The sequence below is a fragment of the Gemmatimonadaceae bacterium genome, from assembly GCA_020852815.1.
Taxonomy (GTDB): Bacteria; Gemmatimonadota; Gemmatimonadetes; order Gemmatimonadales; family Gemmatimonadaceae; genus SCN-70-22.
Genome location: JADZAN010000014.1, coordinates 125,722 through 139,575, shown reverse-complemented (window position 1 = coordinate 139,575; position 13,854 = coordinate 125,722). Strand labels below are relative to the sequence as shown.

General features: G+C 68.7%; 16 protein-coding genes, 1 tRNA gene and 1 rRNA gene. 2 read left to right on the top strand and 16 right to left on the bottom strand.

The window, feature by feature from the left end; translation table 11 throughout:
• A 5S ribosomal RNA gene (gene rrf, locus IT359_08115) occupies positions 1-87 on the top strand; the annotation flags it as partial.
• 130 nt (positions 88-217) lie between these two features.
• Here rrf and mltG read toward each other — a convergent pair.
• From mltG to IT359_08095, 4 genes are all read right to left on the bottom strand, one after another.
• Complete coding sequence (gene mltG, locus IT359_08110; protein ID MCC6928935.1) at positions 218-1,210, bottom strand: endolytic transglycosylase MltG; 993 nt, start codon at positions 1,208-1,210, stop codon at positions 218-220.
• Between the two features lie 241 nt (positions 1,211-1,451).
• The gene (gene ruvX / locus IT359_08105) at positions 1,452-1,928 is read right to left on the bottom strand and encodes a Holliday junction resolvase RuvX (GenBank protein MCC6928934.1); all 477 of its coding nucleotides are present in this window, start codon (positions 1,926-1,928) and stop codon (positions 1,452-1,454) included.
• Between the two features lie 45 nt (positions 1,929-1,973).
• The gene (gene rho / locus IT359_08100; protein ID MCC6928933.1) at positions 1,974-3,221 is read right to left on the bottom strand and encodes a transcription termination factor Rho; all 1,248 of its coding nucleotides are present in this window, start codon (positions 3,219-3,221) and stop codon (positions 1,974-1,976) included.
• 317 nt (positions 3,222-3,538) lie between these two features.
• A tRNA-Arg gene (locus IT359_08095) sits at positions 3,539-3,612 on the bottom strand.
• Positions 3,613-3,778: 166 nt separating this feature from the next.
• Here IT359_08095 and IT359_08090 point away from each other — a divergent pair.
• A complete protein-coding gene (locus tag IT359_08090) occupies positions 3,779-5,062 on the top strand; it encodes an HDOD domain-containing protein (GenBank protein MCC6928932.1) in 1,284 nt (427 codons plus the stop codon).
• 84 nt (positions 5,063-5,146) lie between these two features.
• On the opposite strand, the gene IT359_08085 is transcribed toward IT359_08090, so the two are convergent.
• From IT359_08085 to IT359_08030, 12 genes are all read right to left on the bottom strand, one after another.
• Entirely contained in the window at positions 5,147-5,983 is an 837-nt protein-coding gene (locus IT359_08085) for an OmpA family protein (protein MCC6928931.1), read from the bottom strand.
• A gap of 1 nt (position 5,984) precedes the next feature.
• Positions 5,985-6,842, bottom strand: a complete 858-nt coding sequence (gene motA, locus IT359_08080) for a flagellar motor stator protein MotA (protein ID MCC6928930.1) — start codon at positions 6,840-6,842, stop codon at positions 5,985-5,987.
• A gap of 18 nt (positions 6,843-6,860) precedes the next feature.
• Positions 6,861-7,091: a carbon storage regulator gene (locus IT359_08075; protein ID MCC6928929.1), complete on the bottom strand. Its 231-nt coding sequence runs from the start codon at positions 7,089-7,091 to the stop codon at positions 6,861-6,863.
• 3 nt (positions 7,092-7,094) lie between these two features.
• On the bottom strand, positions 7,095-8,558 hold the full coding sequence (gene flgK / locus IT359_08070; GenBank protein ID MCC6928928.1) for a flagellar hook-associated protein FlgK: 1,464 nt from the start codon (positions 8,556-8,558) through the stop codon (positions 7,095-7,097).
• A 2-nt stretch (positions 8,559-8,560) separates the two neighbouring features.
• The gene (gene flgN, locus IT359_08065; protein ID MCC6928927.1) at positions 8,561-9,088 is read right to left on the bottom strand and encodes a flagellar export chaperone FlgN; all 528 of its coding nucleotides are present in this window, start codon (positions 9,086-9,088) and stop codon (positions 8,561-8,563) included.
• 11 nt (positions 9,089-9,099) lie between these two features.
• Complete coding sequence (locus IT359_08060) at positions 9,100-9,474, bottom strand: rod-binding protein (GenBank protein ID MCC6928926.1); 375 nt, start codon at positions 9,472-9,474, stop codon at positions 9,100-9,102.
• Positions 9,471-10,550: a flagellar basal body P-ring protein FlgI gene (locus tag IT359_08055; GenBank protein MCC6928925.1), complete on the bottom strand. Its 1,080-nt coding sequence runs from the start codon at positions 10,548-10,550 to the stop codon at positions 9,471-9,473. Before IT359_08055 ends, IT359_08060 begins: the two co-directional genes overlap by 4 nt.
• A gap of 5 nt (positions 10,551-10,555) precedes the next feature.
• The gene (locus tag IT359_08050; GenBank protein MCC6928924.1) at positions 10,556-11,293 is read right to left on the bottom strand and encodes a flagellar basal body L-ring protein FlgH; all 738 of its coding nucleotides are present in this window, start codon (positions 11,291-11,293) and stop codon (positions 10,556-10,558) included.
• Positions 11,290-11,844, bottom strand: coding sequence for a flagellar basal body P-ring formation protein FlgA (gene flgA / locus IT359_08045; protein MCC6928923.1), 555 nt, complete (start codon positions 11,842-11,844; stop codon positions 11,290-11,292). The genes IT359_08050 and flgA overlap by 4 nt, the downstream gene beginning before the upstream one ends.
• Positions 11,844-12,635 (bottom strand): flagellar basal-body rod protein FlgG, encoded by a 792-nt coding sequence (flgG, locus tag IT359_08040; protein ID MCC6928922.1) that lies wholly within the window; start codon positions 12,633-12,635, stop codon positions 11,844-11,846. Before flgG ends, flgA begins: the two co-directional genes overlap by 1 nt.
• A 63-nt stretch (positions 12,636-12,698) precedes the next feature.
• The gene (locus IT359_08035) at positions 12,699-13,394 is read right to left on the bottom strand and encodes a flagellar hook basal-body protein (GenBank protein ID MCC6928921.1); all 696 of its coding nucleotides are present in this window, start codon (positions 13,392-13,394) and stop codon (positions 12,699-12,701) included.
• 89 nt (positions 13,395-13,483) lie between these two features.
• A complete protein-coding gene (locus IT359_08030; protein ID MCC6928920.1) occupies positions 13,484-13,852 on the bottom strand; it encodes a hypothetical protein in 369 nt (122 codons plus the stop codon).
• Between the last annotated feature and the right edge of the window lie 2 nt (positions 13,853-13,854).

Sequence of the window (13,854 nt, the reverse complement as noted above, 5' to 3'; positions counted from 1 at the left end):
GTTCCCATTCCGAACACGGTCGTTAAGCCCTACAGCGCCGATGGTACTCCGATCGAGAGATCGCGGGAGAGTAGGCCGTCGCCGGCACCCCTTCGCGGGCCGCATGGATCCCCATGCGGCCCGCGTTGCATTTCCGCCCTGCAGACCGCTCGTCTCGCGTTCCATCCGGCGTCCACCGGCGCGTCCCGAGTCTCGGCGGGACACGCGCGATCCCCCGCTAACGCCCCTTCCCCTGCGCCGCGCGACGTCCCGCGCGCACCTGGCGTATCGCCGCGGCATGCTCCTCGTACGTCGTCCGGAATTCGTGATGCCCGTCCGGATGCGCGACGAAGTACAGGTAGGGGACGTTGGCCGGAAAGACCGCGGCCTCGATGCTCGGGGCCCCGGGGGAGGCAATGGGCCCGGGAGGAAGTCCCGCGTACTTGTACGTGTTGTACTTCGAGTCGATCTCGAGGTCCTTGTACAGCACGCGCTCCACGTGGCGCCCTAACGCGTACTGCACCGTGGGGTCGGCTTGCAGCCGCATCCCGATCCTGAGCCGATTGTGGTACACCGCCGAGATCACGGGGCGCTCCTCAGGGAGCCGCGCCTCCTTCTCGATGATCGCGGCCAGCGCCATCACGTCGTGGCGCGAGAAGGCCATCGCCCTGGCCGCCGAATCCCACGCCGGCTTCCACACTCGCTCGAACCGCTCCACCATTGCCGTCACCGCGTCGCGTGCGGTTGCGCCTGGCGGGAATGTGTAGGTGTCGGGAAAGAGATACCCCTCGAGCGTCGGCGTCGGGATGTCGAGGCGATGACGCAGCGCGGTGTCGCGCGTCGCCACCTCGACCGACTCCGGCGGGACCTCGAGCGACCGTGCGATGACGGGGATGATCGACGAGAGGGCGTACCCTTCGGGGATGGTGAAGGTGTGCACCAGTCCCTTGCCCGCCGCGAGCGCGTCGAGGATCTCGCCCCACCCCTGGTTGCTGCGAAACTCGTACGTCCCCGCGCGAATCGAGCGATCGCGCTTACTCCAACTGGCGTACATGCGGAAGGCGCGCGGGAAGGCGATCACCCCTCGCTGCGCCAGCGAGTCGGCCGCGACTCGGAACGACGAGCCGGGAGGGATGACGACGCGCCGAGGCACATCGTCTCCGCATCCGGAGAGCAGCAGCGAGAGGGCGAGTGCCGCCATGGCGACCGCGCCGCGCGTGTGGCGAGGCATGCCGCCAGATGCAATTCCGCCCTCTGCAGCGGCGGCGCGTGCACCGGCGGCGCGTGCACCGGCGGCGCGTGCACCGGCGGCGCGTGCAACCGCGGCTCGTGTAGCGGCGGCGCGTGTAGCGGCGGCGCGTGTAGCGGCGGCGCGTGTAGCGGCGGCGCGTGCAACCGCGGCTCGTGTAGCGGCCCCTCGTGCAGCGGCGGCTCGTGCAACGGCGGCGCGGGGGGCCCCCCCCGATCTCAACCTAACGCGCACCGGCACCCCCTCCGTCATCATTTCCACTCGCTCCGTACCCGTTCTCCAGCATCGGACCCACGCTGCCCATCCCCAGCGCCTGCTGCAACAGGATCGCCGCCGCCATGGCGTCCACGTCGCCCTTCCGGCCGCGCGTGGACCCGCCCATCTCGCGAATGGCGCGCAGCGCGGCCGCAGACGAAAACCGCTCGTCGATGAGCCGCACCGGGAGGCCGGTGCGCTTCTCCAACTCGGCGGCAATGTGACGCACCTCGCGCGAACGCTCGGTCTCCTCGCCGTCGCTGTCCAGCGGCAGCCCCAGCACGAAGCCTGTCGCCTCGTGCTCGCTCGCCCGCCGAATGATCTCGGCGATGGGCGGGCGCTTGCCGATACGGCGCAGGATGAAGCCCGCCGGCGAGGCGATGGTCTGCGTGGGATCGCTCACCGCCAGCCCCACGCGCCGTTCCCCGTAGTCAACGGCGAGCAAGCGTCCAGGTTCGGCAGTGCCCGGTGATGACGGCGACGTCGTCCCTTACCCCTGCGCCATCTGCTGGAAGAACTCGCGATTCGTCTTCGATCGCACGAGTTGCTTCAGCAGGAAGGAGATCCCGTCGTCGGGAGGCATGTCGCCCAGGAAGGTGCGCAGGAGGTACACGCGGTTCATCTCCTCCCGGTCCAGGAGGAGTTCCTCGCGGCGCGTCCCCGACTTGTTGATATCGATGGCGGGGAAGACGCGGCGGTTGGCGATCTCACGGCTCAGGACCAACTCCATGTTGCCGGTCCCCTTGAACTCCTCGAAGATCACCTCGTCCATGCGCGACCCGGTTTCCACCAGCGCTGTGGCAATGATGGTCAGCGACCCGCCGTCGTCGATCTTGCGCGCCGAGCCGAAGAAGCGCTTGGGCTTCTGCATGGCCGAAGCATCGAGGCCGCCGGAGAGGATCTTCCCGGACTGCGGGATGACCGCGTTATGCGCGCGCGCCAGCCGTGTGATGGAGTCGAGAAGGATCACGACATCGCGTCCGCTCTCCACGAGGCGCTTGGCCTTCTCGATCACCATCTCCGCCACTTGCACGTGACGGTCGGGTGGCTCGTCAAAGGTGGAACTGATGACCTCCGCCTTGGGCACCGACTCGTGGAAGTCGGTCACTTCCTCGGGGCGCTCATCGATGAGGAGGACGATGAGCGAGACCTCGGGGTGATTGTCGGCGATGGCGTTCGCCATCTTCTGGAGGAGGATCGTCTTGCCGGCGCGGGGCGGGGCGACGATGAGGCCGCGCTGTCCCTTGCCGATGGGGGCGATCAGGTCCACCACCCGCATCGACACATCGCCGTTCTCCAGGCGCAACCGCTGGTCGGGGTAGCGCGGACGGAGGTTGTCGAAGATGAGTCGCGGCGACGAGGGGTCGGGCTCGCCGCCGTTGATGAGATCGACCTTGAGCAGCGCGAGGTACCGCTCCCACTGCTTGGGGGGGCGGACCTCGCCGCGAATCGTGTCACCCGTGCGGAGGTCGAAGCGCTTGATCTGCGACGGCGAGACGTAGATGTCGTCGGGACCGTGGAGGTAGCTCCAGTCCTGGCTGCGCAGGAAGCCGTAGCCCTCCGCGAGAATCTCGAGCACCCCCTCACCGCGCAGCACGACCTGCTGATCCAGCAGGCGCTGCTCGATTCGGAAGATCAGGTCCTGCTTCCGGAGCCCGGAGGTCTCCTGCAGGCTCAGGTCGGTCGCGAGCTCGAGGAGCTCGGCGACCGACTTCCTTTTGAGTTCGACGATGTCCACGCGAGGTGGGGGGAGGACGCGAGTGTTCGAACCGCTGAGCTATCCGGTCGCTTGAACGCGAAAGTATGTAGCGCCGGAAGGCGCGGCAAGGCGAGCAGAGGCGTTCAACAATGCCTGACTGTAACGGACTCGTGGCGCGAGTTAGCGCGGGGACGAGCCGCCGAGACGAGAATCACGGTCGCGCCGGCGAGTCGAGGCAGCAAGAACAACGCCGCGGATCCGATCGAGTTCGCGCTCCGAACCACCGCTCGTGACATGGCTGACGTCGCTCTCTCGAACGCGCTAAGCGCGCCCGGAACAGTCAGCTGCGATGGTAGTGCGCGAGGCGGGATTCGAACCCACGACCTTCGGCTCCGGAGGCCGACGCTCTATCCAGCTGAGCTACTCGCGCGCGCCCCGGAGCCTGGCCCCGGGGGGAAGGGGAAGGCTAACGCTCGCCCAGAGGCTAGACAAGTCGAGGCCGCATCCGGTCGATACTGGTGAAGGACGTCTCACGCCTTGCCTCCTCTCCCGTGACGATCACCACCACGCCCGCGCGCCCGACAGCGCCCCCTTCCGTGCCCCCTCACGCGCCCGCGTCCCCGCAGGCGCCTGACGCCGACAGCGGTGAATCGCTGGTCGATGTCTTCGTCGCACGGCAGCCCATCTTCGACCGGGGCGGCGAACTGTACGCGTACGAGCTGCTGTACCGTCGCACGGGTGCGCACACCACCGCCGACGGCATCACGGCCAACGTGATGGCATCGGAGGTCCTGGTCCACGCCTTCCTCAACATCGGACTCGATCGCATGACGGGGGGGCACCGCGCCTTCCTCAACTTCACGCGCGACATGCTGGTGCAGGGGACGTATCAGCTCTTCGATCCGTCGACGGTGGTCATCGAGCTGCTGGAGACGGTGACGCCCGATCCCGAGGTGGTGGACGCGTGCCACGCCCTGGTGGGGGCGGGCTACACGATGGCGCTCGATGATTTCGAGTACACCCCCGCCTTCGATCCCATGTTGCGGCTGGCGAAGATCGTCAAGCTCGATGTCCTCAACAAGGGCGACGCCGAACTGCAGGCGGCCTACCAGCGCGTGGCGCCGTACGGGGGGATCATCCTCGCCGAGCGCGTGGAGACGCCGGCCGTCCACGGCACCTGCATGGCGTTAGGCTACGGCCTGTTCCAGGGCTACTACTTCAGCAAGCCGGAAACGCTGGCGCGCCGCGACCTCACCGCGGGGCAGCTGACGATCCTCCGCCTGATGAACCTCCTGCGCGACCCGGACACGACGGACGCCGCGCTGGAGGAGGCCTTCCGTGGTGACGTGTCGCTGACGTACAAGCTGCTGCGCACGGTGAACTCGGCGTCGATGGGCGGACGCGGGATCGAGTCGATCCGGCATGCGGTGCGGATGGTCGGGCGCGCCGAGCTGCACAAGTGGCTCTCGCTCCTCCTCGTGACGTCGGTGGCGGGGAAGGGGGGGACGGATGCGGAACTGGTGCGCCTGGCGATCCAGCGCGCACGGTTCTGCGAAACGGTGGCGCTCCTGGCGCGCGACCGCCGCACGGCCGAAGCGCTGTTCATGGTGGGGCTCTTCTCACTGCTCGACGCCATCCTCAAGGTCCCGCTCCAGGAGCTGTTGCACCTGATCGACCTGGCCGACGAGGTGCGTCGCGCCCTCCTGGTGCGCAGCGGTCCCTATGCGCCGACGCTGGCGCTGGTCGAGGCGTACGAACGCGGGGCGTGGGCGGTGGTGGCGGCGGAGAGCGACACGATGGGGATCGATGCTGCGCTGCTGGGCCAGCTGTATCTCGACGCGGTGCGCTGGACGCGCGAGCGCATCGAGCAGGCCGCGTAGCTCGGCATCCGACGACAGCCGGCACGAAAGGAAGCGGGGGGCGCCGCGACAGGCGCCCCCCGCTTTCGTCGACCATCGTTGCTGCTACGACTGCTTGGTCTGCTTCTCCTCGATGCGTTCTTGCAGCTGGTCCACCGTCGGGGTCGACGGCGGATCGAGGAAGGGGAGGAGGATCGAGATCCGCCGGTTGGACGGATTGAGGGGTTCGTTGGGATACTTGAGCTGCCGGTCGGCGAGTCCGGTGACCTCGGTGATGCGCGTCGGGTCGAGGCCGTATCCCTCGAGGATGCGCCGCGCGGCGTTGGCGCGGTCGGCCGACAGTTCCCAGTTGGTGTAGGCCTTGTTGGCGTACCGCGCGGCGTCGGTGTGCCCCTCGATGACGATCGGGTTCTCGAGCCCCTTCAGCTCGCCGGCAATGGCCTCGAGCGCCACGTGCCCCATTTCGGTCATGACCGGCGAGGAGATGGGGAAGAAGGTGTCGCCCGACTCGTCCTCGATCAGCTCGACGCGGAGCCCGTTGCGCGTGACGGTGATTTCCACCTTGGCGCGCAGCTTCCCGATGGCCGCGATGGAGTCCATGCTCCCCCGCAGGTGCGCCTGCACGGCCTCGAAGCGCTTGGCTTGCAGCTGTCGGAGGGCGATCTGCACGGCCTCGCGCTTGACCGCTGCGGGCGAACTCCCCGACGACAGCGGCGACGAGCCTGACGAGTAGCCCTTCTTGAACCCCACGGGCGATGAGAAGTATCCCTCGATGGCCTTCTTGGTCTGCTCGTCCATCCCCAGGATCCACATCACCATGAAGAAGGCCATCATCGCCGTCACGAAGTCGGCGTAGGCGACCTTCCATGACCCGCCATGATGGCCGTGCCCGCCCTTCTTGATCTTCTTGACGATGACGACCTTGCCGCCGCCCTTGGCCACGTCAGGCTGCCTTCTTGCGAGTCAGTGCCTCGAGCTCGGCGAAGCTGGGACGATCGGTGGGCTCGATGTTGCGCCGTGCAAACTCCACGCACGTCATCGGCGCGTCGCCGCGCGCGAACGACAGGAGCGCGGTGCGGATGCACGACATGTACTGCCCCTCGCCGCGCTGGCGCACCTCGATGGCCTTGGCGAACGGCCCGATCATGCCATACGAGAGGAGAATGCCGAGGAACGTCCCGACCAGCGCGGCCGCGACCTTCTCGCCAATCTCCGAGGCGGCACCGCCAATCGAGCCCATCGTGATGACGACGCCCAGCACGGCGGCGACGATCCCGAAGCCCGGCATGGCGTCCGACACCGTCGTGATGGCGTTCGGGACCTGGTGCTCCTCCTCGTGCATGCGCTCGAGGTCGAGGTCGAGGATGTCGGCCAGGTGATGGTCTTCCACCGCGCCCGTCAGCAGCACCTTGAGCGTGTCACAGAGGAAGACGACCGCGTGATGGTGGTGACTGAAGCCGGGGTACTTGCTGAAGATGGTCGACTTCGCGGGGTCCTCGATGTGCGCCTCGAGGGCGATGAGGCCGTCCTTGCGCGCCGTCTGGAAGACCTCGTAGAGCACCTGCAGCAGTTCCCCGTACGACTTCTTGTTGAACGGGGTGGGCTTGAGGAGGCCGATGGCGGCCGCCAGCGACGCCTTCAGCACGCTGGGTGGGTTCGCCATGATGAACGATCCCAGCCCGGCGCCGCCGATGATGATGAACTCCGTCGGCTGCCACAACACCCCCAGCTTCCCATGGTGCATGGTGTAGCCGGCGATGACGCTGCCCAGGACGACGACGAGACCGATGATCTGGAACACGATATTGCGGCTGGCGGGTTACTCGGCCTTGGCGGCGACGCCGCCAACCAGGGCCGCGGCCTCGGCGCCAACGTTGGCGCGGCGGTTCTCGTCGGCGATCTGCGTGACGATCTCCTCACGCACGATGGAGACGTGCGGAGGTGCCTCGATGCCAAGGCGCACGCCACGGCGATCGGAGGCAAGGACCACGATGCGGATCCCTCCTTCGATGATGATGGCGTCGCCGGCGCGTCGAGACAGGATGAGCATGGCTCAGACCATGTTGAGAATGGTCTGCGCCATCTCGTCGGCCGCTGTCACGAGGCGAGACGCCGCCGTGTAGGCCTGCTGGTGCCGCAACATCAGCGTGAGTTCCTCGTCGATCGAGACGCCGGACACCGAGGCGCGGCGGTTCTCGGTCTGTTGGGTCAGCGTGTCGTAGATCTCGAACTGCCGCGTGGTGTCGGCCGACTTCACGCCGAGGTTCGTGATCGTGAGGTTGTAGTGATCGCCGAAGCTCTGGCCGGTCTGGAAGCCGATCTGGGTGGCGAAGTTCGCCCCCATGCGGGCCTGCAGCGCCGCCATCCCCTGGTCGTCGCGAAGCGCGCCAAGGGCAAGGGCCAGCGTGTTGTTGCCGGGCGCGTTCTGCACGTCGCCCGAGGCGATGACCTGGGCGTTGGCCGTCACCTCCGCCGACAGGCGGATTTCCCCGGCGGTGGTGAAGGCGGCGTCGAAGAAGTTCACCCGCGAGCCGGTGGGCCCGTTGGCCGCCACCCAGTTGGCATTGCCTAACGCGTCGCCGGCCGCGGTCCAGCCCGAGGCGTGCAACTCGTTGACGCCGTTCACGAGGCCGCGCGCCAGGCTGTCGAGCTCACTCTTCACCGTCGGGATGTCGGTGTTGAGGAAGGCCATCATCTGCCCCGCCTTCCCGCCCACCACCTGCGCCGGCTCCGGGTCGCCCACGAAGCCAACGCTCGTCGCGTTCCCCGAGATGCGCACGTCGAGCGCCCGGGCATTGGTGGCATCCACGAGCATCATGGAGCCGAGGTAGATCCCCATCGTCCCGTCGGCCTGCATCTCCGTGCGCACACCCGCCATCTGCGCGAGCTGGTCGGCGAGTCGGTCGCGCGCGTCGCGCAGGTCGGGCGCCTCCTCCCCGGTGACCTCCATCGACTTGATCTGGCGATTGAGCGTCGCCACCTGACCGGTGAGCGTATTGAGCTCGCCCACCATGGTGGTGAGGTTGTCGCGCGTGCGGTTCGCGACGTCGTCGATTCGCGAGGCGTAGGTATTCAGCGTGTAGGCCACCTGCGCCCCGCGCTGGCGCACGACGCTCTGGGCGGTGGCGTTGCCCGGCGTGTTGGCCAGGTCGTTCCACGAGTTCCAGAACTCGTCGAGCGTGTTCGCTAGCCCGGTGTCCGACGGTTCGCCGGTAATGGACTCGATCTCGCCCAGGAGTTCGGAGCGAACGTTGAAGCCATCGCGGCTGGCAACCTCACGGCGGAAACTGGCATCGAGGAGTTGGTCGCGCATGCGCACGATCCCGTTCACCTGGACGCCGGTTCCCACCGTGAAGAAGGGGAACTTCTGCGGATACGAGGTGCTCAACTCGGCGCGCTGGCGCGAGTAGCCCTCGGTGTCTGCGTTGGCGACGTTCTGCGACGTGGTCTGCATGGCCACCTGGTGGGCGGCCAGCGCCGAGCGCGCGATGCTGAGGATGCTTCCGATGCCCGGCATGGTCAGGCCCGCCGGTTGACGATGTAGGAGGCGCGCGCGGGATCGCCCGCGCCGGGCGCGTCGCCGTAGCCGGGACGCGTCGGCGCGACGCCGGCGAGGGTACGGACGAGTTCCTCGCCGGAGGTGAGTGCCTCGCGCAGCACCTGGCGGTTGGTCGACACCTCGCGGGCCAGGTTGCGCGCCGACAGTTGCAACGCCTCGCGTGAGGCGTGCAGGTCGTCGGTGGCGTACGGTCCCATCGCCTCGAGCAGGTCCTTGAGCGGGATGTCCTCGGCGTGTCCGAGGCGCGCGTTGAGGGCACGACGACGCTTGCGCGCCTCGCTCAGCGTGAGGAGGACGCGCTGCACCGCGAAGACCGAGTCGTCGACCCCTTGCAGATTGTCGGCGGCGACGGCCTCGCGCTGCTGCTTCATGATGAGGATCAGCTCGTCGATGAGGCGACGCTCGGAGGCCAGCGCGTCGGACAGGTTGTGGACGAGCGGTGGCCACTGGGACGGGGCAATCTGCACCATGGCGCGTGAGGGCTGCACGGATGGGGAGATCACTTGACGGCCTCCGTCGCGGTGGTGGCGGGCGTCGTCGTGCGCGCGCGAAGCTGGCGCATGAGCGACTCGCCGATGCCGTGCGACCACTGCGACGGGACGGCGTTGGCGAGGTGCTGGTCGAGCATCCCGGCAAACATCTGCTCACCGGAGCCACCGCTGGTGATGCCATCGGTGGGAACAGTCTCGCGCATCGCCTTGAAGAGCTGCTCCACGAAGACGCCCTGGAGCTGCCCGGCGACCTGGCGCAGCCTGGCCTCGCGCTCGTCGGCGGCCCCGCCAGGCGCAACGCCCGCCGGCGACCGGCTGGTGCCAGTCGCCGGGCGCGTGGCGCCGTTCGCGAGTCCCGTGTGCCCTGCGTTGATGTACGTCACCGCGCGACGACCTCTGCGGAAATGGCCCCGACCTGCTTGAGCGCCTCGAAGATCTGCGCCACCTGGTACGGCGGCGTTCGGACTGCGGAGAGCGCGGCGGCCAGTTGCTGGACCGTGGCCCCGGTAGGCACCCGGACCTGGCTGCGCGATCCCTGCTGGGCAGTATCGGCAGGTGCAGGTCCAATCGAGAGCGTGAGCCCCTGAATGCTGACTACGCCGGGGCCGAGCGTCAGGTCGCCCCCCGCCACGACGGTTCCCTGCCGCTGGTCGATGACGATTCGCGCCACGCGCGCCACCTCGACCTTGAGGTCGCGGATCCGGGCCAGCGCGGCGGCCGGCCCCCCTCCGAGCGAGTCCTTGGGAGTGAGGGCAATGGCGCCGGGGTCCTCGACCTTCGCCGTCCCTTGCCCCACGACTGAGTCCACGACGGCCGCGATGCGCGCGGCGACGCCGATGTCGGGCTCGCGCAGGATGAGGCGCGTCGACGCGGCGAACTGCGGGCGGGGGAGGTCGACTTCGAGGAGCCCGCCGGCGGCGATGCGCCCGCTGGCGGCGCTGAAGCCAACGCGGCGCCGCACCATGTCCTGCTCGTCGACATAGAGTTGCCCCTGCGCGGTGCCGAGCGGCTTTCCCCCCACGTCGGAAATGAGGGGGGTCATCCAGAGGACGCCGCCGCGAAGCGAGCGCGCGTCGCCGACCGAGGCAACCTGCACCTCGAAGCGCCCGCCGGGGCGCAGGTAGGGCGACACCTCGGCGGTCACGAGGACCGCGGCCACGTTGCGCGTGCGCAGGAGTTCGGCGGGGACAACGACGTCAAAGCGGCGCAGCAGGTTGGCCACCGATTGCACCGTCTGTTGCCCGGTACGCCCGCTGTTGGTGTTGTCGCCCGTCCCGCTCAACCCGGTCACGAGGCCGTAGCCGACCAGGCGCACGGGGACCCCCTGGTCGTCGATGACCAGGTCGCGAATGGGGACTCCCTGCGCGAACGCCGCCCGGGCGGTGAGCCCGACGGCGGCGACGAGGGTGCAGCTGACGGCGATGCAGCTGACGAGGGTGCTGCGGATGTGGCGTGGCATGGCGGTCAGGGCCAGAGGAGGCCGACGATCCTGGTGATGATGCCGCTCTTGGGCTTGCCGAGCGAACCCTTCGAGGCGTAGGCGAGCTGCATGTCGGCAATGACGTCGGAGCCGACCACGTCGCGCGAGTTGACGTCGATGGGGCTGATGAAGCCGCTCAGCGTCAGCGTCTGCTTGTTCTTGTCGACGTCGATGAGCTTGGAACCCCTCACCTGGAGGAGCCCTTCCGGCGTGACGGCGACGACGCGTACCGGGATCTCGGCGTTGTACTGCGTGCCGCGGGTGGCGTTGCCGCGCTGCTGCGAGCTGCTCCCGTCGCCCGCTTGCATGGAGCCATCGATGGCGCCGAGCCCTGAGCCGCTGGTCCCCATCTGCGGCGGGTTGATGCCGACATCGAGCGTGCGGTTGCGCGAGGCGGCGTTGCTGTTGTCCTTGGACGCGCCGGCAATGGCGCGCTCGTCGACGACGACGCGGATGATGTCACCCACGAGGAATGAGCGCCGGTTGGACGTCCACGAGATGTTGCGGACCGGCGCCTTGGCCCTGGCGCTGTCACCGGTCGCGGGGCGCGGCGCCTGGGCGCCTAACGAGGCGGCGGCCAGGGTGAGCAGGAGGGCCAGGGCGGAGAGCGCACCGAGGAAGGCACGACGCGTGCGCGCCGCCGGTTCGGCGGGCACGGACGGGACGGCGGGGATGATCGTGACCCGGCGCGGCGTGGCCACGATGTCGCAATGGTGGATCATGGAGTCCTCGAGAGGTCAATGGCCACGACGAGCGCCGGGCCGGCGACGATGCCGGACAGGAGGCGCCGGGCGCCGAGCCGGACGGGAATCGTGTCGCCTAACGCGCCGGCCACGGGGGCCACGCCGTCGAGCGACAACTCGAGTCCGTCCTGTTGATAGGTGAAGCGAACCGCCTGCCCGGCGGCAACGAGTGGGGCGGGCGCCACGGCCGGGGCGCGCAGCACCTCGCCCGGCTGGATCACGCGGCGCGCGATCCACCCCGGGGTCACGTCGAGCGACTCGGCGCGCGCGTGCCCGTTGGCGTCCAGACGCGCGCGGACGCGCGTGCGCGCGATGTCCGATGCCTTGAGCACGGTGCCGCGCACCAGGCGACGCGTGGCGACGAGCGCCTCCGTCGTGGCGGCAAGTGGCGACGCCACGACGACGCTGGCGCCACGCTCCTGCGCCGGCAGCGACCGCCCGGCGACCATGGCCACCGGGAGGAGCAGGGCGCGAAGGGCGGGGCGGACCACGCGTGACATGGCGTGCGCGGCGTGCGCGGCGTGCAGCATCAGCGGATCATGTTGTTGGCGGTGGACATCATGTCCTCGGCGTTCTTGATCGCCTTGGAGTTGATCTCGTAGGCGCGCATCGAGGTGATCATGTCGACCATCTCCTGCACGATCTCGACGTTGCTCCCTTCGAGGTATCCCTGGAGGATCCGTCCCATCCCCTCGTCGCTCGCGAAGCCGACGGTGGGTTGCCCGGAGGCCGGCGTCTCGGAGTAGAGGTTCTCGCCTAACGCCTGCAGCCCCGACGGGTTCATGAAGCGCGCGAGCTCGAGCTGGCCGAGTTCCGTCTTGTCCACCTGCGTGGCGCTCTGCGACACCGACACCTTGCCGTTGGAGGAGATGGTGATCTCCGTGGCGTCGGTGGGGATCTTGATCCCGGGGACGACGGCGTAGCCGTTGGAGGTGATCAGCGTCCCCGTGTCGGAGATCCCGAAGGAGCCGTCACGCGTGTAGGCCAGCGTCCCGTTGGGGAGTTGCACCTGGAAGAAGCCTTCGCCCTCGATGGCGAGGTCGAGCGAGCGTTGCGTCTGCTCGACCGGCCCCTGCGAGTGCAGGCGCTGCACGGCGGCGAGGCGCGTCCCGCGTCCGACCTGCACGGCGGGGATCGTGTTGGTGTCGGGGTTGCCGACCACCGCCGAACCCTGCACGGTCTGGTACAGCAGGTCCTCGAACGACGCTCGCGAGCGCTTGAAACCCGTGGTGTTCACGTTCGCCAGGTTGTTGGCGATGACCTCCGTGCGGAGCTGCTGGGCCATCATGCCGGTGGCGGAGGTGCGAAGGGCAGGATTCATGGGGGCAGAAGACGAGAAGACGAGAGGACGAGAAGACGAGAGGGCGACGGTGGCTGACGAGCGTTAGGCGGGGACCTTCGAGAGGTCGTTCGCGATGGTGCCGCGAATGCCGTCGAGGGTGCTCAGCACCTTCTGCGCGTCGGCGAAGTGGCGCTGGATCGTGATCAGGTCGACCAGGGAGCCGAGGGTGTTGGTGTTGCTCCCCTCGAGTTGCCCCTGACGGATGTCGCGGGCCTCGTAGGCGACGTTGGCGCGGCCGGCGTCGGGGACGAAGTGCATCCCGCCCTCGTGCTGGAGCACGGCGCCGGCGGCCGGTGCCTCGACGCGGAGGCGGTCGACGCGGACGCGGTCGACGACAACCCAGCCGCTGCGATCGATCTCGACGTTCTTTCCCGCGGCCTTGATGGGTCCCCTCTCGCCTAACAGCTGGTTGCCGTCCTGGTCGACGAGGAAGCCCTGCGGATCGACGCCGCAGGAGCCGCCGCGCGTCCAGCGCTCGCCGTTGGCGGTGTTGACCACGAAATAGTTGTTGCCGCGCTGTGCGAGGTCGAGCGGATTCCCGGTCGGGGTGAAGGTCCCCTCGGTGAAGTCGGTCGCGGCCTCGGCCACCGGGAGCCCTTCGGCGACCAGGCGGGCAAAGACGCGCTCGCCCTTGAAGCCGGTCGTGTTGACGTTGGCCAGGTTATTGGATGTCACCTCCTGGCGCCGCTCCCAGTAGCGGAGGGCGTAGGCGGCGCTGGCAATTCCGTCTGTCTTCATGCGGGGCGCTCGGGGCGAGGGTCTTCCGCATGAAAAGGCAACCGATATGCCCGCGCCCGCGCCCGGGTTGCCGTTCGCCCAACTCGTTGCTACACCGTCACTTGCTGGCTAATCGCAGCCGAGCGGTCGGCGCGGCGCAGGCGCTGGAACAGGGAAAAGGGTGCCGACGTGGGCGCTTTCTGCCGGGCGGAGGACGACGTCATTCCCATCATGAGGGCCAAGGCGTCGCGCGAGAGCCCGGTGCGGCGCGCCACTTCCAGTGCCGGTGTGCCCGACGCCACGAGGGCGCGCGCCTCGGCCGAGCGCGGCGAGCGCGCGGTCGACATCGGCGAGGCGGGGCGCGTGGGCCAGGCGATGAGGACGAGGAGGGCGATCACCGCCAGCGCGAGCGCGCCGGTGGCCACCAGCGTGAGCGTGTCGCTGGTGATGAGGTTCACGAGGTTGAGGATCGCGCGCATCG

Bases quoted from the DNA above. Each gene is read 5' to 3' on its own strand.
- flgK (MCC6928928.1), bottom strand. From the start codon at position 8,558: ATGCCGGGCATCGGAAGCATCCTCAGCATCGCGCGCTCGGCGCTGGCC.
- mltG (MCC6928935.1), bottom strand. From the start codon at position 1,210: ATGCCTCGCCACACGCGCGGCGCGGTCGCCATGGCGGCACTCGCCCTC.
- IT359_08075 (MCC6928929.1), bottom strand. From the start codon at position 7,091: ATGCTCATCCTGTCTCGACGCGCCGGCGACGCCATCATCATCGAAGGA.
- IT359_08035 (MCC6928921.1), bottom strand. From the start codon at position 13,394: ATGAAGACAGACGGAATTGCCAGCGCCGCCTACGCCCTCCGCTACTGG.
- flgG (MCC6928922.1), bottom strand. From the start codon at position 12,635: ATGAATCCTGCCCTTCGCACCTCCGCCACCGGCATGATGGCCCAGCAG.
- IT359_08030 (MCC6928920.1), bottom strand. From the start codon at position 13,852: ATGCGCGCGATCCTCAACCTCGTGAACCTCATCACCAGCGACACGCTC.
- IT359_08055 (MCC6928925.1), bottom strand. From the start codon at position 10,550: ATGCCACGCCACATCCGCAGCACCCTCGTCAGCTGCATCGCCGTCAGC.
- IT359_08050 (MCC6928924.1), bottom strand. From the start codon at position 11,293: ATGATCCACCATTGCGACATCGTGGCCACGCCGCGCCGGGTCACGATC.
- flgA (MCC6928923.1), bottom strand. From the start codon at position 11,844: ATGCTGCACGCCGCGCACGCCGCGCACGCCATGTCACGCGTGGTCCGC.